The sequence below is a fragment of the Caballeronia ptereochthonis genome, from assembly GCF_001545075.1.
Classification (GTDB): domain Bacteria; phylum Pseudomonadota; class Gammaproteobacteria; order Burkholderiales; family Burkholderiaceae; genus Caballeronia; species Caballeronia ptereochthonis.
In genome coordinates this window covers 141820-162167 of sequence record NZ_FCOB02000020.1, presented here as the reverse complement: position 1 = coordinate 162167, position 20348 = coordinate 141820, and the positions used below count along the sequence as shown (strand labels likewise).

Here is a 20348-nt window from a genome sequence, read left to right as displayed (position 1 = left end):
TGTCCTGAAGGAAGGACCGAGGACCGGCGATCTCGGCGGCAAGGCAAGTACGCAGGAAGTGGGCGAGGCCATCGCGCATCTGCTCGCGTAAAGGAGACCACCATGACGAAACGATTCGAGCTGAACGACCTGATTCGCGCCGACAATTTCATCGACGGCAAATGGGTGGCCGCCGCGAGCGGCAAGCGCTTCGCCGTCACCGATCCAGCGACGGGCGAAGTCATCGCGCAAGTCGCCGACAGCGGCCCCGCCGATGCGCGCGCCGCGACCAACGCCGCCGCGCGCGCCTTCCCCCCCTGGCGCGATGCGTTGCCGAAGGACCGCGCTGCCGTGCTGCATCGCTGGCATGCGCTGATCGTCGAGAACGCGGATGCGCTCGGGCGTCTCATCTCCCTCGAGCAAGGCAAGCCGTTCGCGGAAGGTCGCGGCGAAGTGATGTATGGCGCGTCCTACGTCGCGTGGTTCGCGGATGAAGCAACGCGCATCTACGGCGACATCATTCCGCAGCAGCAGCGCGGCAAGCGCATGAGCGCGGTCAAGGAGCCCGTGGGCATCGTCGCCGCGATCACGCCGTGGAATTTTCCGCTCGCGATGATCGCGCGCAAGATCGCGCCCGCGCTCGCGGCGGGCTGCACGGTGGTCGGCAAGCCCGCTGAGGACACGCCGCTCACCGCGCTTGCCCTAGTGATGCTCGCGCACGAAGCGGGCGTGCCGGCGGGCGCGTTGAATCTGATCAGCGCATCGCGCGAGAACGCTCAGGACGCGGTCGCCGACTGGCTCGACGACAGCCGCGTGCGCAAGATCACGTTCACGGGCTCGACGCCGGTGGGCAAATATCTCGCGCGTGAATCGGCGGGCACGTTGAAAAAGCTTTCGCTCGAACTCGGCGGCAATGCGCCTTTCATCGTGTTCGATGACGCGGATCTCGATGCCGCCGTCGCCGGACTCATGGCATCGAAGTTCCGCAACGGCGGGCAGACGTGCGTATGCCCGAATCGCGTGTACGTGCAATCGTCGGTCTACGAGCAGTTCGCCGAGTTGCTGACGAAGCGCGTCGCCGCATTGAAGGTCGCGCCGGCGACCGACCCGGACGCGCAAATCGGTCCCATGATCAATGCGCGCGCGGTCGAGAAAATCGAACGTCACGTGAACGATGCGCTCAGGCGCGGCGCGCGCGCGCTCACGGGCGGCCAGCGCCTTTCCGGGCTTGGCGCCAACTACTACGCCCCGACCGTCCTCATCGACGCCACGCCCGACATGCAGCTGAGCTGCGAGGAAACCTTCGGCCCGGTCGTGCCGCTGTTCCGTTTCGATGACGAAGCGCAAGCCATCCACGCCGCCAACGACACGCCGTTCGGGCTCGCATCGTATTTCTATAGCCAGGACATGAGGCGCATCGATCGCGTGTCGCGTCTGCTCGAAGCGGGCATCGTCGGCATCAACGAAGGCGCGATTTCGAGCGAAGCCGCGCCGTTCGGCGGCGTGAAGGAATCGGGCTACGGACGCGAAGGCTCGAAGTACGGCCTCGACGATTACCTCTCGATCAAATATCTCTGCCAGGGTGGACTCGAATGAGCGCTTATCCGATCGAGATCACATTCCCCGACATCGCCGCTCACGAATCGGGCAGCGCGGGCATTCCGTATGTGCACACCTTCGATTCAGGCGTCGCAGGCCCGCATGTGATGATCAACGCGCTCACGCACGGCAACGAAGTGTGCGGCGCGATCGTCGTCGATGCCCTGTTGCGCGCGAATCCGCGGCCGCGGCGCGGCAAGCTCACGCTCGCTTTCGCAAACGTCGACGCCTACCGGAGCTTCGATGCGAGCAAGCCCGATGCGTCGCGCTTCGTCGATCAGGACTTCAATCGCGTGTGGACCGCGAAAACGCTCGATGACGCATCGCGCGATTCGATCGAACTGCGCCGCGCCCGCGCGATGCGGCCTGTCATCGACACCGTGGATTTGCTGCTCGACCTGCATTCCATGCACGAGAAGAGCAAGCCGTTGATCGTCGCGGGGCCGCTTGAAAAGGGCATCGAATTGTCGGCGCGGCTCGGCACGCCCGCGACCGTGATCTGCGACGAAGGGCATCCGGAAGGCCGGCGCATGCGCGACTACGAAGGTTTCGGCGATCCGTCGAGCAGTAGAAACGCATTGCTCGTCGAATGCGGACAGCATTGGGAAGCGAGCGCGGTGACCGTCGCGCGCGACGTGACCGCGCGTTTTCTCGTGCTATCCGGCGTGCTCGACAAGGAAGATCTGCCCGCCGGCTGGATTCAACCCGCGCCGGAAGAAATGCTCGTCGTGCGCGTGACGGAACCCGTCGTGGCCAAGAGCATGGACTTCCGCTTCGCCGATCACTACACCGGCCGCGAGGTGTTTCCCGAAGCGGGCAGCGTGATCGGCTGGTCCGAGGGCGAGCCCGTCAAAACGCCCTACGACGATTGCATGCTCGTGATGCCGTCGCTGCGTCAATTGCGTCCGGGCGTGACGGTCGTGCGGCTCGGCAGGATCGAACGGCGCATCAATTCCCTTTGAAGGCGACTACATGAAAGTTCAGCAGATCAGGCAGAGCATCGCGTTGCAGGGCCTGGAGGACTGGGGCACGGCCGGCCTTCCGGGCACGCGGGAAATCAAGGTATCCGGCGTGCAGAAAGTCATTCCAGGCAGCGAGGCGATCGATACGGGCGTGTTCGAATGCACGCCGGGCGTTTATCGTCGTGCGGTCAAGCAGGCGGAAGTCATGCATTTTCTGACGGGCAAAGGCCGCTTCACGCCCGATGGCGAAGACACGATCCACTTCACCGGCGGCGACACGCTCTTCTTTGCGGCGCACACGGAAGGCACCTGGGAAGTCGATGAGACCATGCGCAAGGTCTATGTGATCTTCTGAAAGCGCGGCACGGCGTGACCATTGCGCTGACATAACACCAAGTCATGGTCACTCCAACAATTCCGGCGTTGATCGCGCGTATTTGACTCAATATATTTTGAATCAGCACGCGTCCTCTTCGCCCGTCGACCAGGTGAAAGCGCGCGCCCTGCATGACGTCCACCGCTTCAACCTTGTCGAGGAAAACGCCGTGATGAAGATTGCAAGGTTCCGCTGTCCGCGCTTCCCTGTGCGCCCGTTGGCCATGACCCTGCTGCTGGGCATCGCGGGCACCGCGCCGACGTTCGCAGCGGGAAAGATCACGTTCGTGTCGCAAGGCGGCGCGTATCAGGAAGCGCAGACCAAGGCGATTCTCGACCCTGCCGCAAAGGAGCTCGGCATCACCATCAGCCAGGACAGCATTCCGGACGCGTGGCCGCAGATCAAGGCGCAAGGCTCGACCGGCAAGCCGATCTGGGACGTCGTCGATACGCCCACGTCCAACTGCCTGCGCGGGGGACGCGAAGGCTTGCTCGAGAAGCTCGATTTCTCGAAGATCCCCAACGCCGCGTCCGTTCCCGAGAAATACCGCACGCCTTATTCGGTGGCTTACGAGTTCTATTCGACGGTCATCGGCTACAACAAGAAGACGCTCAAGAAGATTCCGCAAAGCTGGAAGGACTTCTGGGACGTGAAGAACTTCCCCGGCACGCGCGCGCTGCGCAACGACCCGGTGACGGTGCTCGAAGCCGCGCTGCTCGCGGACGGCGTGCCGCGCGACAAGCTCTATCCGCTCGACGTGGATCGCGCGTTCAGGAAGCTCGCCGAGATCAAGCCGAACGTCACCGTGTGGTGGACATCGGGCGGCCAGTCGGCGCAATTGCTGCATGACGGCGAAGTCGACATGACGATGATCTGGAACGGCCGCGCGAGCGCCGTGATGAAGGACGATCCGGACATCGGCTTCACGTTCAACGATGGCATTCTGCAGAACACGCAGCTGTGCATCCTGAAGAACGCGCCGAATCTCAATGATGCGGTGCGCTTCCTGAATGCGGCGGTATCGCCGGAATTGCAGGCGAATCTGCCGCTGTATATCGACTACGGCCCGGGCAATCCGGCTGCGTTCAAGACCGGCAAGATCACGGACAAGCGCGCGGCGGAGTTGCCGAGCTCGCCCGCGAATGCGGCGAAGCAGGCGCTGATGTCGGAGGAATGGTGGGCGTCCGATGCGGGGGTTCAGGCGAAGGCGCGCTGGTTGAAGTTCATGCAGTAATTGCTGCACGCCGGCGTGTTCGACTATCTGATCCTGGGCGGCGGCTCGGCCGGTTGCGTGCTGGCCGCGCGCCTTTCCGAAGATGCCCGGGCGAACGTGTGTCTCGTCGAAGCCGGGCGTGACATCTCCGCACACGCGATGCCCGATGCGATTCGCAGCCGCTATCCGGGCCGCGCCTATCTCGACACGCGCAATATCTGGCAGCAGTTGAAAGCGCGCATGAGCGAGCGTGGCGCGGTTCGTCGCTATGAGCAGGCGCGGCTTCTGGGCGGCGGCTCGGCGATCAATGCGCTGATGGCCAATCGCGGCTCGCCCGCCGACTACGACGAATGGGAAACGCTCGGCGCGTCGGGCTGGAACTGGCAGACCTGCCTGCCCTATTTTCGCAAGCTCGAAACGGACTGCGATTTCAGCGGCGAGCTTCATGGCGGCGAGGGTCCCGTGCGCATTCAACGCACGGCATGGCCGCGCATATCGCCATTCGTCAGAGCGGTGCTCGGTTCGCTTCGAGAAAGCGGCCATGCGATGCATGAGGACCAGAACGGGCCCTGGGAAGACGGCACGTTCATTGGTTCCATTGCGATGAGCGCGAAGGGCGAACGTATCCCGACATCCGTCTGCTATCTCGACGACGCGACCCGCACGCGCAGCAATCTGACCATACGCACGGACGAGCGGGTCGAACGTGTCCTGTTCGACGGCAAGCGGGCGACCGGCGCATGCGTGCTGCGCGCAGACGGCACGCGTGAAGCGTTGCAAGCGCGACGCGTGATCGTATCCGCGGGCGCGATACACAGTCCCGCGCTGCTGATGCGCAGCGGCATCGGACCCGCCGACGAGCTCCGCGCACTCGGTATCGACGTGCGCGCGAATCTGCCGGGCGTGGGCCGAAATCTGATGGAGCATCCGTCGATTGCCGTGTCCGCGTTTCTGCCGCGCGGCGCGCGCACGCCGTTTCCCGACGAGCACCATGAACAGGCGATCGTGCGCTTCTCGTCCGGCGTGACGGACACCGTGCCCGGCGACATGCACGGCGCGATTCTGTCGCGTTCGGGCTGGCATTCGGTGGGCCATCGGCTCGGCACGATCTTCTTCTGGGTCAACAAGTCGTATTCGCGCGGGCGCGTCACGCTCGTGTCGGCGAACGCGTCCGATGAGCCCAGGGTCGATTTCGCCATGCTCTCCGATGCACGGGATCTCGATCGGCTCAAGCTCGCCTTGCGCTTCGGGGCGATCACGCTGGCGTCGCCTTCGATGGCCGCACACCGCGACGTGATCTTTCCGTCGAGCTATTCGCCGCGCGTGGCCGCCGTCGCTGTTCCGGGGACATGGAACGCGGTGCAGCGCGGCGCATTGAGTGCGTTGCTCGATGTCGCCGGGCCTTTGCGCGGTGCCTTGATCAAACGCGTCGTGACTCAAGGCGTGACGATCGACGAGTTGCTCGCCGACGATCGCGCGATGACCGATTTTGTCATGCGCTCCGTCGGCGGGACGTGGCATCCGTCCGGGACGTGCCGCATGGGAGCTTCGAATGATCCGCTGGCAGTGACCGATTCGCGCGGCGCGGTTCATGGCGTCGAAGGCTTGCATGTCTGCGATGCCTCGCTCATGCCATCGATCCCATGCGCCAACACCAATGTGCCGACGATCATGATCGCGGAGCGTGTGGCCGATTTGCTCCGCAACGAAGCGCGTCATTCGAGCAGCACGACAGCGCGCGATCGAGCCGTTTCCGGCGCGTCATGACCCGGGCAAGAAACCTAAGAACGGCTTCGTGCGCGTCACTCGCCGTAACCGACGATCCCCTTCACTTCGAGAAACGCCTCCAGCCCCCACTCGCCGTATTCGCGCCCATTGCCGGACTGCTTGTAACCGCCAAACGGCGAGCCCGCATCCCAGGCCGGGTAGTTCACATAGACGCTCCCGGCGCGCATCCTGAGCGCGACACGACGCGCGCGCTCCTGATTCCCGGACTGCACGTACGCCGCCAGACCATAAGGCGTGTCGTTGGCGATGGCAATCGCATCTTCCTCGTCGCGATACGGCATGATCGCGAGCACGGGCCCGAAAATCTCCTCGCGCGCGATCGTCATCGACGGACTGACGTTTGCGAAGACAGTCGGCTTCACGTAAAAGCCGCGTTCGAGCCCATCAGGCCGCCCGAGGCCGCCTGTCACCAGCGAAGCGCCTTCCTTGATGCCCACGCCGATCAGCCGCTGCACGCGCCCGAACTGCACGTCGCTGACGACAGGACCCATCGTCGTGTCCGGATCGCTTGCCGGTCCGACGCGATGTTTCTGCGCGGCGCGCAAGGCAATCCCCACCGCTTCATCGTGACGCGACGCAGGCACGAGCATGCGCGTCGGCGCGTTGCATGACTGTCCGCTGTTGCTGAAGCACGCGTTCACGCCAGCAGTAACCGCCGCTTCGAAATCGGCATCGTCGAGCAGAATGTTCGCCGACTTCCCTCCCAGTTCCTGATGCACGCGCTTCACGGTCGGCGCGGCCAGCTTCGCAATCTCGATGCCCGCGCGCGTCGATCCGGTGAACGACACCATGTCGACATCCGGATGTGCGCTGAGTGCGGCGCCGACGGTCGGCCCATCGCCATTCACGAGATTGAAGACGCCCCTGGGGACGCCCGCTGCGCCCATGATTTCGGCGAACAGCACCGCATTCATCGGCGACACTTCGCTCGGCTTCAGCACCACCGCGCACCCCGCCGCAAGCGCAGGCGCAACCTTGCATACGATCTGGTTGATCGGCCAGTTCCATGGCGTGATGAGGGCGGCCACGCCCACGGGCTCGTGATTGACGAGCGTCGTGCCCTTCTTGCGCTGCCATTGAAACCGCTCGACCGTGCGCAGCGTTTCTTCCAGATGCCGCTTGCCCAGCGCGGCCTGCCACGCATGCGAGAGCTTTCTCGGCGCGCCTATCTCGCGCGTGATGACATCGGCCATCTCGTCGTAGCGCGCGAGATACGCTTCGAGAATGCGTTCGAGCAACGCAACGCGTTCCTCGATGCGTGTCCTGGAAAACGACGCAAAAGCACGCCGCGCCGCCGCCACCGCGCGCTCGGCATCGCGCGCATCGCCGAGCGCGAGCTCGCCGATCGATTCTTCCGTGCTCGGATCGATTACAGCCAGACGTGCGCTGCCCAACGGCTCGACCCATTCGCCGTCGATATAGAACTGCTGTAGATGTCGCATATCTTGAGTAGTGGAGAATCAGGTCCGGGCCGCGGCGGAAGAACGCCGGCTCACGACCACGATCATCACGAGGCACAGTGTCAACGCCGTCAACATCGTGCTGATGGCGGCAATGGTCGGATCGATTTCATCACGCAACGTGACGAACATGCGGCGCGTGAGCGTCTGATTGTTGCCGCCGGAAATGAACAGCGCGACGACCGTTTCATCGAGCGCCTGAATGAACACGAACACCGCGCCGGAGATCACGCTGGCCTTGATCTGCGGCAGCGTCACCACCATGAACGCGCGAAAGCGATTCATGCCGAGACTGCGCGCGACCATCTCCTGCGTGCGATCGAACGTGCGCAAATCCGCGCCGACCGAGATCAGCACATAAGGCAGGCCGAGCATCGTATCCGCGATGACGAGCCCGCCCAGCGTGTTCACATAGCCCATCTGCGTGAACACGAAAAACACGCCCACCGCGACGATGATGATCGGCACCATCAACGGCAGCATCAGCAGCGTGCGCAGATAGCGCAAGGACCAATGCGACCCGTACTGAATGCCGTATGCCGCTGCGATGCCGACCGGCGTCGCGATCAAAGCCGCGCACGTCGAAGCCGCGAAGGTCGTCTTGGCGGCATCGATCCACGCGGGGTTGTCGAAGAACGCGTGATACCAGCGCAGCGAATAACCTGGCGGCGGAAACGTCAGGAAACGTGCGTCGGAGAATGACAGCGGCACGACGATGACCACCGGAATCATCAGAAACGCGAGAATCAGCATCACCGATGCGCCGAGCGTCACGCGACCCAACGAAAGTGAGTTCCTCATTTGCGTCATTTCGCCCCCAGCGTCCTTTCCAGCGGAATCACGCGGCTCGCGGCATGGAAGATCGCAAACACGCAGATGAGCAGCACCACGCTCACCGCGCTCGCCGCGCCCCAACTGTTATAGATCTCGACGTTGCGGCTGACGATCATCGAGACCATCATCGACTTGCCGCCGCCCATCAGTTCCGGCGTGATGTAGAAGCCGAGGCACAGCACGAACACGAGCGTCACGCCCGCGAGCACGCCGCTCATCGAAAGCGGCAGGAACACGCGCCAGAACACGTGCAACGGCGAGCCGCCGAGGCTCGCGCCCGCTTGCGAGAGATTCGGCGGAATCTTCTGCATCGCGGAATAGAGCGGCAGCACCATGAACGGCAGCAGGATATGCACCATCGCGATGATCGTGCCGAACTGGTTATACGAAAGCTGCAACGGGCGATCGATCAGACCCATGCCGAGCAGCGCCTTGTTGATGAGGCCCGTGCGCTGCAACAGCACGAGCCATGCATACGTGCGCACGAGCACGCTGGTCCAGAACGGCAGGATGACCATGCCGAGCACGAGCGCGCTCCATCGCGGCGATATCGATGCCGCGAAATAGGCGACCGGATAGCCGAGCAGCAGCGTGATGCCCGTCACGATGAAGCTCAGCTTGAAGGTCAGCAGAAACGTATCGAGATAGGCGCCCGTGAAAATGCGCCGGTAGTTCACGAGCGAGAAGACGCCATCGTGATAGATCGACTGCCACGATAGCCACGCGAGCGGCACGACCAGCAGCACCACGACGACGAGAAGCGCGGGCGCCATCAGCAGCAGCATCGCGCGATCTTCGCGTCGCTGATGGCGCACCGAGGGATCGATCGTGGCGGCATGCATCACGGCGGTGTCCTGGAGAATCCGTTTGGCTGTCGTCATCATGCACCCACGGCGTCTAGAAACTGATACCACGCGGCGACGAGCCTCACACCCGGCGCGCGCAGCGCGTGAAACGGCACGGGCCGCAATCCGTCCTGCGCGAGCAGCGCGAGCTCGGGCTTCTCACCGAGCGCGAGCGCCGCCGCGTGCTGGCCGATCAGACTCGCCATCGCCACGCCCGCGCCGTTGTAGCCGAGACAGAACGTGGTCGCATCGTCGCTGCGGCCGACGTGCGGCAGGGCATTGAACGTCATGCCGACATAACCCGACCAGCGATATTCCACCGGCACGCCCTTCAATTGCGGAAAGAGCGCGACCATCGCGCGTTGCAGCGCATCGAAGCCGGTGGGCTCGCCTTCCTTGCCGAACGCGTCGCGGCCGCCGAACAGCATGCGGCCGTCGGCCTTGCGGAACCACTTCATCATGCGGCGCGTTTCGGTATAGCTGCGGCGATTGACCATCAACTGCGCGTCCAGCTCCGGTGATAAGGGCGCGGTGGCGATCATCGCGCTCCTGAACGGCACGAGCTCACGATGATACGAAGCGGTGGCACCGGTCAGATTCGAATACGCGTTCGTCGCCACGATCACCTGTTTCGCGCGCACCATTCCGCCCGGCGTTCGCAGCACGACGCGGCCATCCTGCGCGCGCGACATGTCGATGACGGGCGTCGCTTCGTAAATCGGCACGCCGCGTGCGGTCAAGGCCGCCGCGATGCCGCGTACGTATTCGAGCGGCAGAATCGTGCCCGCGTCCGCACTCAGCACGCCGCCGACGAAAGCCTTCGAGCCTGTTTCGTATTCCACTTCCGCGCGCGATTGCACGGTCATCGACGTATCGTTGAGCGTCGTGCGCAGCCAATCCGCTTCGGCATGTATCGATGCCAGCGCGCGCTCCGTATGCGCGCAGCGCAAGCTGCCCGTGTGCTCGAAGCACGCGCGCTCCAGCCCGAATTCGTCGATGTACGCTTCCACGGCACGCACACCGTCATGCGCGAGCCGATGCATGCGCTTCGCGACATCGACGCCATGCGCGCTCGCGATCGCCGGAAACGACAGGCGAAACTTCGACGACACCACGCCGCCATTGCGCCCGCTCGCGCCCCAGCCCACGGGATTCGCATCGAGCACCGCACATTGCACGCCACGCTTTTGCAGCGCATACGCGGCGCTCAAGCCCGAATATCCCGCGCCGACGACCGCCACTTCCATGTCGATATCCCGAGCGAGCGGCGCGCCGGTGGAAACGGGCGCGTCCATCGTCGGCACGCGCGCGGCCATCGCTCGCCACAGCGATTCGGGTTGCGGACGCAGCGGTGTGCTGGGAGCGCGCATCGTCACGCAGCAGCGCGCACTTCGCCGTCGACGGCATCCGCGAGGGCGGCGAGCGTCGCGAACCTGAAGGTCGGCGTCGTGACGGCTTCGGGCACCGGCGTCGCACCGAAGCCCTTCATGCCCTGACGCCGCTCGATCCAGCACGTCGCATAACCGAGCCTCGTCGCGACGCCGATGTCGTGGTACTGGCTCTGCGCCGTATGCAGGATCTCCTCGAACTTGTAGCCGAATGCGGCCTGACGTCCGCGGTTGTATGCGAAGAATTGCGGATCGGGCTTGGCGACGCCGGTTTCATCGCAGCACACGGTATCGTCGAACGGATTGCCGAGCGTGTGCGCATAAGCCGACAACGCGACGCGGTCCGCGTTCGTCATCGCCACGAGGCGAAAGTGCTTGCGCAAGCGCTTCAACGCAGCGACCGAGTCTTCGAACGCGGGCCATTCGAGCACGTCGCGCTGGAACGCGGCGGCGGATTGCGCGTCATCCGGCAAGCCGAGCTGCTTCGCGAGATGCAGATACACATTCGCCATCTCGTGGCTCGAACGGCCGGGATATTTCGCGCGCCCTTCCATGTACGGCTCGAAGATCTGATCATCGGTCAGGTCCTTCGCCTTCGGCCCGCCCAGCCGGCGCACCGAATCGAGCACGCCCTTTTCGAAGTTGATCAGCGTGCCGACGACATCGAAGGTCAGGACCTTGAAATCGGTGAGATTCATTGCTTCATCCTTTGCAGTTTGCGTTTGATACGCGACGACGAAATCGCCCGTGCACAGGCGGTGAAAGAAATCAGGCCGACACGACGATCGTGTCCTGCGGATCGAGCGCGACGATCATCGACGCCCCCGGCGCGGGAATGCGCCGGCGCGCGTCATGGCTGCCGGGCTGTCGAAGGCTGATGGCGGTGCCATCGGCGAGCGCGGCGAACACACGCAGGCTCTCGCCCTGATAAAGCACTTCGGTGACGCGGCACGAAAGGCGGTTCGCGTTTGCATGACGGTTCTCGCCGTCGATGACGAGCTTTTCCGTCTGCACGGCGAGCAGCAGCTTATCGCCGCGCGGCAAGGCGTGTGCGGTGCGCAGGACGGTATCGCCGAGACGCACGGCATCGTCGCCGGCGCGCGTGACGTCGAGCATCGTCGCCTCGCCGATGAAGCTCGCGACAAACGCATCGCAAGGGCGGTCATACAGGCGTTCGGGCGTGTCGATCTGCACGAGCCGGCCGTCCTTCAGCACGGCCACGCGATCGCTCATCGTGAGCGCCTCGCGCTGATCGTGCGTCACGTTGACGATGGTCGCGCCAAGCTGGCGATGCAGCCGGCGCAATTCGATCTGCATGGTCTCGCGCAATTGCTTGTCGAGCGCGGAGAGCGGTTCGTCCATCAGGATGAGTTGCGGCTGGAACACGATCGCGCGCGCCAGCGCCACGCGCTGCTTCTGTCCGCCGGAGAGCTGATGAATGCCGCGGCCTTCGTAGCCTTTGAGCTCGACCATCGCGAGCGCTTCGGCAACACACTTCGCCCATGTCGATTTCGGCTCGTGCCGCGCCCGCAGCGAGAACGCCACGTTCTCGCCGACGGTCATGTGCGGAAAGAGCGCGTAGTTCTGAAACACGATACCGATGTCGCGCTTGTGAGGCGGCGCAAATGTAATGTCGCGCTCGCCTACCCACACGCTGCCCGAAGTCGGTTGAACAAAGCCGCCGAGGATGCCGAGCAGCGTCGTCTTGCCCGAGCCCGAGGGGCCGAGCAGCGAGACGAACTCGCCCGGCGCGATATCGAGCGATACGTCGTCGAGCGCCGTCAGCGCGCCGTAGCGCTTGGTGGCGGACTTGATCGAGACTCCGGTTTTCGCGCGTGCGTCCATGGCGTTCGTCTCATCGTCAAGGAGAGGGGGTTGGGAAAATACTAAGTCGCGATGTTTTTGACGGCAATTCCAAAATTGTTGGATCGGGCATAACATGAAGTCATGCCAAACCTCCGCAAGAAACTGCCCAGCGCGAACGCGCTTTTCGTGTTCGAAGCGGCCGCGCGCTGCGGGAATTTCACGCGCGCCGCGCAGGAGCTCTATGTCAGTCAGCCTGCGGTCAGCCGCATGCTCGCGCGCATGGAAGACCATATCGGCGTGCGGCTCTTCGAGCGCGTGCGCGGCGGTATCGAGCTGACGGAAAGCGGCAAGATTCTCTATCGCAAGATTTCCGAAGGCTTCAGCGGAATCGAAAGCGCAATCCGCGAGATCGAGGCGCGCGCGACGGGCGTCGAAACGGTCACGCTTTCCGTTTCCACCGGCTTCACCACGCATTGGCTGATGCCGCGCATGAGCCGCCTGAATCAGGCGTTTCCTTCCGTCGATCTGCGGTTCCAGCTGATATCGGGACGCATCGGCGGGCCGCTCGTTGACGTCGATCTCGGCATGCGCTTTCTGCACGACGAGGATATCGACGAAAACGCCGTGCTCGTGATGCCCGAAACGCTGCTGCCTTTGTGCAATCCGCGTTATCACGAGCTTGCGCAAACGGAAGCGGGGCGTGTGCACGGCGATACCGTCATCGTCATGGATGATGAGGAGCGCGGCTGGCATGAGCGCTTTCGTGCGTTCGCTTCAAGAGAGCGCCACGCCGCGGGCATGCTGAGCTTCAACGACTATGCGATCGTCGTGCAGGCCGCGCTGCTCGGGCAGGGCATCGCGCTCGGCTGGTTGAACGTGACGTCGCATTGGCTCGCGCAAGGCGCGCTCGTGCCTGCCGAAGAAGAATTGATCGTCACGAGCCGGCGCTGTTGTCTGCTCACGCCGCCGAATCGGCCTTTGAGACCCATCGTCGCCGATGTGCGCGCGTGGATCATCCAGGAAGCCTTAAGCGACATGCGCATCGTCGAAAGCAAATACCCTGCGCTCGGGCTGCGCGGCGCGCTTGAGCAGACCGGCATCGCGCTCGGCTGAACACGCCTTGCTACGCGTGCGCTCCACGAAAGCGCTGGGCGTCAGGCCGCAAAAGCGCTTGAAATGCCGCGCCAGATGGCTCTGATCGAAGAAGCCCACTTCAGTCGCGACGACCGATCCCGGCACGCCCGCAAGCAACAACGTCTGCGCACGCCGCACACGCAGTTCGCACAGGTACTTGTACGGCGAAAGCCCGAATTGCTCGCGAAACACGGTCGCGAAGCGCGATACGCTCAGCGCCGAGAGATCCGCGAGCTGCGCGAGGCTCACTGTCTTGTCGAAATTGGCTTCGATATAGGCGAGCGCGTCGACGAGATTGGCGTGGCTCATGGCGAAGTCTCGGAAGTGACCGACTCGGCGCGCGCCGATGACGCGCACTCGAATCGTCTGATGGAAAACGATGCAAGGTCGATCGGCGTGCTGCCGGTGTCGAGCAATTCGGCGAGCGTTTCGCCGACGCCCGGGCCGATCTGAAAACCTGAACCGGAAAAGCCGAATGCATAGAAGAGGCCATCGGCCCTGGAGCTCGGGCCGATCACCGGCTCCGAATCCGGTAGATAGCTTTCCACGCCGCTCCAGACGCGAATCACATGCAGCGGTCGCATCGCGGGCACCATGCGGCGGAACTGTGCCATCTGCGCGACAGTATTTTCGGGCAGGACGGAAGCGCGCCGCGTGGAGGCATCGGCGGGACCGGGCGGACCGCCACCCAGCACGATGTTGCCGCGCGGAATTTGCCGGAAATACACGCTCTCTTCCTTGATCGACGTGTACACGCCCATCGAAAACCTGAAGACGTACGGCACGGGCTCGGTCACCGCCATCTGCGGACCGCGCGCGACGAGCGGCACGGGCTCGCCGAGCTGGGTCGACAGCGCGTTGGCCCATGCGCCCGCGCAGATCAGCACTTGCTCCGCGCGATAGACATCGCCCGCCGCGCTTTCCACGCGAAAGCCGCCCGCCTCCTTTTCGACGCGCACGACTTCCGTGTTCTCGACGATGCGCGCGCCAAGCCGCGCCGCCGCGCGTCCGAACGCGGGCGCGGCGAGACGCGGGTTCGCGTGGCCATCGAGCGGCGAGATCGATGCAGCGAGCACGTCGCGTCCGAGAAACGGAAAGCGACTGAACATGGCCGCACCTTCGAGCACTTCGAGATCGAGGCCATGGGCGCGCGCCTCGGTGGCATAGCGATGGAAGTATTCGGCGTCGTGCGCGTGATAGCAGACGCGCGTGTGCCCCGACGGCAGGAACTCGATGTCTTCACCGAGCAATTCGCGCGAACGACGCCACGTTTCCAGCGCGCGATTCGACATCGCGAGTTGCTCGAGCGCCCGTCCCTGTCGACGCACGCCGCCGAAGTTCACGCCGCTCGCCTGCTGTCCCGTCAAACCACGTTCGAGCAGAATCACGGAGCGCTGGCGGCGTCGCAGGAAAAAAGCGGTCGTCGTGCCGACGATGCCGCCGCCGATCACGATTACATCGGCGCGCTGGTTCATTCGCTCGTCTCCATGTCCTTGTGGGGCGCGAGCGCCATCGGCAGCGGTTTGACGGGCGCCTGGCCGCGCAGCCTTCCCACGGCTTCGAGCGGCACGCGCGCTTCCGCGGCAATCACTTCGGCGCCGGCATGCGCGCAAAAGCGGCCCTGGCAGCGGCCCATGCCGACGCGTGAAAACGCCTTTGCGCGATTCGCTTCTTTCGCGCCCATTTCGTTGACGACCCGGCGAAGCTCGCCCGCGGTGATCGCCTCGCAGCGGCAGACGATGGTTTCGTCCGGCAACGCCGCGGCAAAGCGCGCGGGCCATGGGAATGCGGTGCGCAACCCCGCGGCAAAGCGCGTGAAGCGGGTTAGTTGCACGCGCAACTTTCTGGCCTCGGCGGCATCGTGCGCGACACCCAGATCGTTCAAGGCGGCCAATGCCGCGAGTCGCCCCGCGTGTTCGGCGGCATCCGCGCCGCGCACGCGCGCGCCGTCGCCCGCGACATAGACGCCTTTTATGTGGCTGCGGCCGTCTTCGTCCGCAATCGGCAGCCACTGGTGCAAAGCCCGGTCGAAGTGGAACTCGCAGCCCGCGAGATCGGCGAGCTGCGTCTCGGAACGCAAGTGATAGCCTAGCGCGACCGCATCGCATTCCACTTCGAACATCGAGCCGTTCGCTTGCGTGACGCGCACGCTCTGAACGCCATGCTCGGGCGTTCCTTCAATCGATACAGGCGTGATGCCGCGATGAATCGGCACACCAGCGCGTTTGAGCACGCTCATCAACGCGATGCCTTTCTTCAACGTCGATGGAATCGCGAGCAATTGCGGCAGCGCACGCACGCGTTGCACGAATGTCGACGTATCGAGCACCGCGCTCACCTTCGCGCCCGCTTTCACGTACTGCGCGGCGACGAGATAAAGGAGCGGGCCGGTGCCCATCATCACGACGCGCGAGCCGATCGCGCAGCCCTGCGATTTCAACGCGACCTGTGCGCCGCCCAGGCTATATGTGCCCGCGTGATGCCAGCCGGGAACGGGCATCAGCCGATCCGTCGCGCCGCTGCAAATGATGAGCCCATCGAATGCAATCTTTCGATAGCGCGTGCCGCTCACCACATGCACCGCATTCGGCTCGATGTTCCACACGAGCGTCTCGGGAACGTAGTCGATCCGCGCGCGCAACGCATCGAAATCGCCATGCAATGCTCGAGCCCGTTCGGCTTCGCTGCCGTACAAGGTCTCATACGTGCGCGTAAAACCTTCGGGCTGACGTCGATAAATCTGTCCGCCATCCCTTCTGCCTTCATCGATGACGACGGGACGCAAACCCGCCTGCACGAGCGCCTGCGCCGCGCGCACGCCCGCCGGCCCCGCGCCGATCACGATCACAGTCGCGGCCATACGCCCTCCTGCGCCTGCGCGAAGCGCGTGACGATCGACATGCCTTCGACCGCCTGCGTCGTGCACGCGCGCAAGCGCTCGCCGCTCGCGGTCCAGACCCAGCAGTCCTGGCACGCACCCATCACACAGAAGCCCGCGCGACGGCCATCGCCGAATTCGGAATCGCGCAAGTCTTCCTGTGACGTCAGCAGCGCGACCATCAGCGTGTCGCCCTCGGCCGCGCGCGCACGCTTTCCGTCGATGACGATCTCGAACGTCCTGCGCCCTTTCTCCGCGACTCTCACGAACCGTCCGCTCATGCCGTCACCGTTTCCGTCGATTGCATGCGCGAGAGATCGGCGGCGCTGTGATGGCACAGAATCTCCGCGCCCGAAGGCAATTTCTTCCTGGCAGGCGGCGTGACGTTGCACTTGCCGTCGATGCGCGCCGCGCAGCGCGAACGAAAGCTGCACAGTTCGTGCGCATCGCTTTCCGGGCCGAGCGCGGGCAACGCGGCGAGCGCCATCGCACGACGCGAATCGAGCCAGCCGGGACGCAATGCAGGCACCGAATCGACGAGCAAACCGGTGTACGGGTGATACGGCGGACGCGAAAGCGCGTCGCGCTGACCGGCTTCGACGCACTGGCCCGCGTAGAGCACGATCACTTCGTCGCAGATGGCGCGCACCGTCGAGATATCGTGGCTGATGAACATGTACGACACGTTCAGCTCGCGGCGCAGTTCGGCGAGCAGATCGAGAATCGCGGCGCCGACGACCGTGTCGAGCGCGGACGTCACTTCATCGCAGAGAATGAGTTCGGGGTTCGCGGCGAGTGCACGCGCGAGATTCACGCGCTGCTTCTGCCCGCCCGACAAGCCACCCGGCTGACGCCTCGCGATCGACGCCGGCAGCTTCACCAGATCGAGCAGCTCGAGCATGCGCTTTTGCGCCGCCGCGCCGCGCAGGCCGTGATAGAAGCTCATCGGCCTGGCGAGGATATCGGCGATGGCGCGGCTCGGGTTCAGCGCGGTATCGGCGTTCTGGAACACGATCTGCACGCGACGATATTGATCCAGCGTGCGATCCGACAACTTCGCGGGCAAAGGCTTGCCGTCGAGCAGCACGTCGCCGCGCGCGCGATCGACGAGACCCGCGACCACGCGCGCGAGCGTCGTCTTGCCCGAACCCGATTCGCCGATCACGCCAAGCGTGCTGCCACGCGCGATCTTCAGGCTCACGTCATCGAGCACGCGCACGGCGGGCACACCGCTGGCATCGACGCGGCCATAGCCCGCGCTCAGGTTGCGGATTTCGAGCAGCGGAACCTCGCGAACTTCGTCGGGCGCGGTGAACTCCGCCTCGGGACGACGCGTCGCCGCAAGCAACTGACGCGTGTATTCGTCGGCGGGCGCATCGAGCACCTGCGCCGTGGTGCCGTTTTCGCGCACGCGTCCGGCGTTCAACACGACGATGCGATCCGCCATCTGCGCGACGACCGCCAGATCGTGCGACACATACACCGCCGTCGTGCCGAGCTCGCGGATCACGCGCTTGAACGACGAGAGCACTTCGATCTGCGTGGTCACATCGAGCGCGGTAGTCGGCTCGTCGAACACGACGACAGCCGGATCGGTGATCAACGCCATTGCCGCCATCAAACGCTGCAGCTGACCGCCCGACACCTGATGCGGATAGCGATCGCCAATCGTTTCAGGACCCGGCAACGCAAGCGAACGAAACAGGCCGATGGCCTTCTCGCGCGCGGCGGCGGGCGTCATCAGCTTGTGCAGCAGCGCGGGCTCGGTCACCTGATCCATGATCGTGCGCGCCGGATTGAAGCCCGCCGACGCACTCTGCGCGACATACGCAACGACGCGCGCACGCAACGCGCGGCGGCCCTTCTCATCGAGGGAAAGCACGTCGATATCGCCGATCTTCACCGAGCCGCCCGCGATCGAACATCCGCCGCGTGCGTGTCCGAGCAAAGACAACGCGATGGTCGTCTTCCCCGAACCCGACTCGCCGATCAGCGCGAGCACTTCGCCCTTCTTCACCGTGAACTCGACGCCCTTCACGATCTCGACAACCGGATCGGGCGCGCTGCCCGCGACCACGCGCAGGCCTTTCACTTCGATCATGCTCGTGTTCGTTGTCATTGCCCGCCTCCGTGCGAACGCGCGCCATGACGACGCAAGCTGTCGATGAGCAGATTCACGCCGACGGTCAGCGTCGCGATCGCGACAGCGGGCATCAGCACCGCAGGCGCGCCTTCCGCGAGACCGCCGATGTTCTCGCGCACGAGCGAGCCCCAGTCCGCGTTCGGCGGCTGCACGCCCAGGCCGAGGAAGCTCAGCCCCGAAAGCAGCAGCACGATGAACACGAAGCGCAAGCCGAAGTCCGCGAGCATCGGGTGAATCATGTTGGGCAGCACTTCGACGCGCGCGATGTAGAAGAGCTTCTCGCCGCGCGCCTTCGCGACCTGCACGTATTCGAGCGTCATGATGTTCACCGCGAGCGAGCGCGAAATGCGAAACGCGCCGGGAATGTACGCGAGCGCGGCGACCATCATCAGCATCGGAATGGACGAGCCGAACGCGGCGATCACGACGAGCGCGAGAATCTTGCTCGGGATCGAGATGAGCGCATCGAAGAGGCGGCTCAGGACCTCGTCGACCCAGCGGCCCGACACGGCCGCCACCAGCCCGAAGAACGTGCCGATGACGCTCGCGAGCACCGTCGATGCAAGCGCGAGTCCGACCGTGTATTGCGTGCCGTAGAGAATGCGGCTCAGCATGTCGCGGCCGAGATAGTCCGTGCCGAGCCAGTGCGCGGCGCCATACGAGCCGAAGATTTCCGTCGACGTGAACGCGCCGCCCTTGTACGGCGCGACGATCGGCCCGACGAATGCAACCGCGAGCCAGAACACGACGATGAAAAGCCCGATCAGCCCGAGCACCGAGAAGCGGTTCACGAGGCGCCTCCACACGCTCCGCCTGACGACGGACGCCTGCTCCTGCGGCGCATCGGCGGAGGGCTGCTCGTACAGCACGGTGGTGGCGTGAGAGGAGACGGGAGTTGCGGCGTGTCGGTTCATCGTTGACGCAGCCTCGGGTTGGATACGATCTGGCACAGGTCGGCGACGAGCACGAGCGCGAGATACGCCGCGCAGAACACCATCACGCAGCCCTGCACGAGCGGCATGTCGCGATTGGTGACCGCATCGACCATCAGGCTCGCAAGACCGGGATAATTGAAGATCGACTCGACGATCACCACGCCTCCGAACAGATACGAAAGGCTTAGCGCAACCGCGTTGGCGATCGGCCCGATGGTGTTCGGCAATACGTGCCGCAAAACGACTCGCATCGGCGAGGCGCCCTTGAGCAACGCCATCTCCACATACGACGCGTTGAGCTGATCGAGCACCGCCGCGCGCGTCATGCGGGCCATCTGCGCGACGATCACGCAGCAGAGCGTCATCACCGGCATCGCGTAAGTGCGCACGAGCGCGCCGAACGACGATACGTCCGACAGATACGACAGCGCCGGCAGCCAGCGCAGCTTCACCGCGAAGATCAGCACGGCGATGGTCGCGACGAGAAACTCGGGCACGGCGACCGTCGAAAGCGTGAATACATTGAGCACGCGATCGAGCAGCGAACCGCGATACATCGCCGATACGATGCCGATCACGAGCGCGAGCGGCACGGACACGAGCGCGGTCAATCCCGCGAGCACGAGCGAGTTCGGCAGACGCGTCGCGATCAGCTCACGCACGGGCAGATTGTTCGACAGCGACGTGCCGAAGTTGCCCGTCACTACATGCACGAGCCACTGCACATAGCGCGTGAAGGCCGGCTGATCGAGACCGAACTGATGCCTGAGCGCCGCCACCTGCTCGGGCGTGGCCGCCTGTCCGAGCGCCTGCTGCGCGGCATCGCCCGGCAACAGGCCGGTGATGCCGAACACCACCATCGACACGATCAGCAACGTAAGCAGCGCCAGGCCGAGGCGCGCGGCGATGAGTCGTTGCGCGTGAGCTTTCATCGGATATCGCCTCCCGATTGAGGGTTGACTTCGCGCGCCGCCGCTTTGAAGACGGCGCGCATCCCGTATTGAAGCG

General features: G+C 64.5%; 19 protein-coding genes. 6 read left to right on the top strand and 13 right to left on the bottom strand.

Going from position 1 to position 20348, the window contains the following annotated elements; translation table 11 throughout:
- Nucleotides 1–102: 102 nt before the first annotated feature.
- From AWB83_RS21680 to AWB83_RS21660, 5 genes are all read left to right on the top strand, one after another.
- Nucleotides 103–1575: an NAD-dependent succinate-semialdehyde dehydrogenase gene (locus AWB83_RS21680; protein ID WP_087047662.1), complete on the top strand. Its 1473-nt coding sequence runs from the start codon at nucleotides 103–105 to the stop codon at nucleotides 1573–1575.
- Nucleotides 1572–2540: a M14 family metallopeptidase gene (locus AWB83_RS21675; protein WP_087047661.1), complete on the top strand. Its 969-nt coding sequence runs from the start codon at nucleotides 1572–1574 to the stop codon at nucleotides 2538–2540. The genes AWB83_RS21680 and AWB83_RS21675 overlap by 4 nt, the downstream gene beginning before the upstream one ends.
- A gap of 10 nt (nucleotides 2541–2550) precedes the next feature.
- Nucleotides 2551–2895, top strand: coding sequence for a cupin domain-containing protein (locus AWB83_RS21670; protein ID WP_087047660.1), 345 nt, complete (start codon nucleotides 2551–2553; stop codon nucleotides 2893–2895).
- 244 nt (nucleotides 2896–3139) lie between these two features.
- Nucleotides 3140–4150 carry an ABC transporter substrate-binding protein gene (locus tag AWB83_RS21665; protein ID WP_244197838.1) on the top strand — a complete coding sequence of 337 codons (1011 nt, stop codon included), beginning with the start codon at nucleotides 3140–3142 and terminating at the stop codon, nucleotides 4148–4150.
- Nucleotides 4151–4165: 15 nt separating this feature from the next.
- The gene (locus tag AWB83_RS21660) at nucleotides 4166–5896 is read left to right on the top strand and encodes a GMC family oxidoreductase (RefSeq protein ID WP_087047685.1); all 1731 of its coding nucleotides are present in this window, start codon (nucleotides 4166–4168) and stop codon (nucleotides 5894–5896) included.
- Between the two features lie 35 nt (nucleotides 5897–5931).
- On the opposite strand, the gene AWB83_RS21655 is transcribed toward AWB83_RS21660, so the two are convergent.
- The 6 genes from AWB83_RS21655 to AWB83_RS21630 all read right to left on the bottom strand — a co-directional run bounded on the left by AWB83_RS21655 (nucleotide 5932) and on the right by AWB83_RS21630 (nucleotide 12289).
- On the bottom strand, nucleotides 5932–7359 hold the full coding sequence (locus AWB83_RS21655) for an aldehyde dehydrogenase family protein (RefSeq protein WP_087047659.1): 1428 nt from the start codon (nucleotides 7357–7359) through the stop codon (nucleotides 5932–5934).
- A gap of 18 nt (nucleotides 7360–7377) precedes the next feature.
- On the bottom strand, nucleotides 7378–8178 hold the full coding sequence (locus AWB83_RS21650; RefSeq protein WP_087047684.1) for an ABC transporter permease: 801 nt from the start codon (nucleotides 8176–8178) through the stop codon (nucleotides 7378–7380).
- Nucleotides 8179–8183: 5 nt separating this feature from the next.
- Complete coding sequence (locus AWB83_RS21645; RefSeq protein ID WP_087047658.1) at nucleotides 8184–9095, bottom strand: ABC transporter permease; 912 nt, start codon at nucleotides 9093–9095, stop codon at nucleotides 8184–8186.
- A complete protein-coding gene (locus AWB83_RS21640) occupies nucleotides 9092–10426 on the bottom strand; it encodes an NAD(P)/FAD-dependent oxidoreductase (RefSeq protein ID WP_087047657.1) in 1335 nt (444 codons plus the stop codon). Before AWB83_RS21640 ends, AWB83_RS21645 begins: the two co-directional genes overlap by 4 nt.
- 2 nt (nucleotides 10427–10428) lie before the next feature.
- Nucleotides 10429–11142: an HAD-IA family hydrolase gene (locus AWB83_RS21635; protein ID WP_087047656.1), complete on the bottom strand. Its 714-nt coding sequence runs from the start codon at nucleotides 11140–11142 to the stop codon at nucleotides 10429–10431.
- 70 nt (nucleotides 11143–11212) lie between these two features.
- Nucleotides 11213–12289, bottom strand: coding sequence for an ABC transporter ATP-binding protein (locus AWB83_RS21630; protein WP_087047655.1), 1077 nt, complete (start codon nucleotides 12287–12289; stop codon nucleotides 11213–11215).
- Between the two features lie 102 nt (nucleotides 12290–12391).
- Here AWB83_RS21630 and AWB83_RS21625 point away from each other — a divergent pair, with 102 nt between their 5' ends.
- Nucleotides 12392–13363, top strand: coding sequence for a LysR family transcriptional regulator (locus tag AWB83_RS21625; protein WP_087047654.1), 972 nt, complete (start codon nucleotides 12392–12394; stop codon nucleotides 13361–13363).
- On the opposite strand, the gene AWB83_RS21620 is transcribed toward AWB83_RS21625, so the two are convergent.
- The 7 genes from AWB83_RS21620 to AWB83_RS21590 are packed head-to-tail and all read right to left on the bottom strand — an operon-like array spanning nucleotide 13277 to nucleotide 20272.
- Nucleotides 13277–13693 carry a helix-turn-helix domain-containing protein gene (locus AWB83_RS21620; protein ID WP_087047653.1) on the bottom strand — a complete coding sequence of 139 codons (417 nt, stop codon included), beginning with the start codon at nucleotides 13691–13693 and terminating at the stop codon, nucleotides 13277–13279. The two genes, AWB83_RS21625 and AWB83_RS21620, sit on opposite strands and share 87 nt — an antisense overlap.
- Complete coding sequence (locus tag AWB83_RS21615; RefSeq protein WP_087047652.1) at nucleotides 13690–14859, bottom strand: NAD(P)/FAD-dependent oxidoreductase; 1170 nt, start codon at nucleotides 14857–14859, stop codon at nucleotides 13690–13692. The genes AWB83_RS21620 and AWB83_RS21615 overlap by 4 nt, the downstream gene beginning before the upstream one ends.
- Nucleotides 14856–16244 carry an FAD/NAD(P)-dependent oxidoreductase gene (locus AWB83_RS21610; RefSeq protein WP_087047651.1) on the bottom strand — a complete coding sequence of 463 codons (1389 nt, stop codon included), beginning with the start codon at nucleotides 16242–16244 and terminating at the stop codon, nucleotides 14856–14858. Before AWB83_RS21610 ends, AWB83_RS21615 begins: the two co-directional genes overlap by 4 nt.
- A complete protein-coding gene (locus AWB83_RS21605) occupies nucleotides 16229–16543 on the bottom strand; it encodes a (2Fe-2S)-binding protein (RefSeq protein ID WP_087047650.1) in 315 nt (104 codons plus the stop codon). The genes AWB83_RS21610 and AWB83_RS21605 overlap by 16 nt, the downstream gene beginning before the upstream one ends.
- On the bottom strand, nucleotides 16540–18381 hold the full coding sequence (locus tag AWB83_RS21600; RefSeq protein ID WP_087047649.1) for an ABC transporter ATP-binding protein: 1842 nt from the start codon (nucleotides 18379–18381) through the stop codon (nucleotides 16540–16542). Before AWB83_RS21600 ends, AWB83_RS21605 begins: the two co-directional genes overlap by 4 nt.
- On the bottom strand, nucleotides 18378–19319 hold the full coding sequence (locus AWB83_RS21595; protein WP_087047648.1) for an ABC transporter permease: 942 nt from the start codon (nucleotides 19317–19319) through the stop codon (nucleotides 18378–18380). The genes AWB83_RS21600 and AWB83_RS21595 overlap by 4 nt, the downstream gene beginning before the upstream one ends.
- Complete coding sequence (locus AWB83_RS21590; protein WP_087047647.1) at nucleotides 19316–20272, bottom strand: ABC transporter permease; 957 nt, start codon at nucleotides 20270–20272, stop codon at nucleotides 19316–19318. The genes AWB83_RS21595 and AWB83_RS21590 overlap by 4 nt, the downstream gene beginning before the upstream one ends.
- Nucleotides 20273–20348: the final 76 nt, after the last annotated feature.

What these genes read in the sequence shown, in the direction of transcription:
- AWB83_RS21680 (WP_087047662.1), top strand. Translation starts at nt 103, where the DNA reads ATGACGAAACGATTCGAGCTGAACGACCTGATTCGCGCCGACAATTTC.
- AWB83_RS21675 (WP_087047661.1), top strand. Translation starts at nt 1,572, where the DNA reads ATGAGCGCTTATCCGATCGAGATCACATTCCCCGACATCGCCGCTCAC.
- AWB83_RS21670 (WP_087047660.1), top strand. Translation starts at nt 2,551, where the DNA reads ATGAAAGTTCAGCAGATCAGGCAGAGCATCGCGTTGCAGGGCCTGGAG.
- AWB83_RS21665 (WP_244197838.1), top strand. Translation starts at nt 3,140, where the DNA reads ATGACCCTGCTGCTGGGCATCGCGGGCACCGCGCCGACGTTCGCAGCG.
- AWB83_RS21655 (WP_087047659.1), bottom strand. Translation starts at nt 7,359, where the DNA reads ATGCGACATCTACAGCAGTTCTATATCGACGGCGAATGGGTCGAGCCG.
- AWB83_RS21650 (WP_087047684.1), bottom strand. Translation starts at nt 8,178, where the DNA reads ATGAGGAACTCACTTTCGTTGGGTCGCGTGACGCTCGGCGCATCGGTG.
- AWB83_RS21645 (WP_087047658.1), bottom strand. Translation starts at nt 9,095, where the DNA reads ATGATGACGACAGCCAAACGGATTCTCCAGGACACCGCCGTGATGCAT.
- AWB83_RS21640 (WP_087047657.1), bottom strand. Translation starts at nt 10,426, where the DNA reads ATGCGCGCTCCCAGCACACCGCTGCGTCCGCAACCCGAATCGCTGTGG.
- AWB83_RS21635 (WP_087047656.1), bottom strand. Translation starts at nt 11,142, where the DNA reads ATGAATCTCACCGATTTCAAGGTCCTGACCTTCGATGTCGTCGGCACG.
- AWB83_RS21630 (WP_087047655.1), bottom strand. Translation starts at nt 12,289, where the DNA reads ATGGACGCACGCGCGAAAACCGGAGTCTCGATCAAGTCCGCCACCAAG.
- AWB83_RS21625 (WP_087047654.1), top strand. Translation starts at nt 12,392, where the DNA reads ATGCCAAACCTCCGCAAGAAACTGCCCAGCGCGAACGCGCTTTTCGTG.
- AWB83_RS21620 (WP_087047653.1), bottom strand. Translation starts at nt 13,693, where the DNA reads ATGAGCCACGCCAATCTCGTCGACGCGCTCGCCTATATCGAAGCCAAT.
- AWB83_RS21615 (WP_087047652.1), bottom strand. Translation starts at nt 14,859, where the DNA reads ATGAACCAGCGCGCCGATGTAATCGTGATCGGCGGCGGCATCGTCGGC.
- AWB83_RS21610 (WP_087047651.1), bottom strand. Translation starts at nt 16,244, where the DNA reads ATGGCCGCGACTGTGATCGTGATCGGCGCGGGGCCGGCGGGCGTGCGC.
- AWB83_RS21605 (WP_087047650.1), bottom strand. Translation starts at nt 16,543, where the DNA reads ATGAGCGGACGGTTCGTGAGAGTCGCGGAGAAAGGGCGCAGGACGTTC.
- AWB83_RS21600 (WP_087047649.1), bottom strand. Translation starts at nt 18,381, where the DNA reads ATGACAACGAACACGAGCATGATCGAAGTGAAAGGCCTGCGCGTGGTC.
- AWB83_RS21595 (WP_087047648.1), bottom strand. Translation starts at nt 19,319, where the DNA reads ATGAACCGACACGCCGCAACTCCCGTCTCCTCTCACGCCACCACCGTG.
- AWB83_RS21590 (WP_087047647.1), bottom strand. Translation starts at nt 20,272, where the DNA reads ATGAAAGCTCACGCGCAACGACTCATCGCCGCGCGCCTCGGCCTGGCG.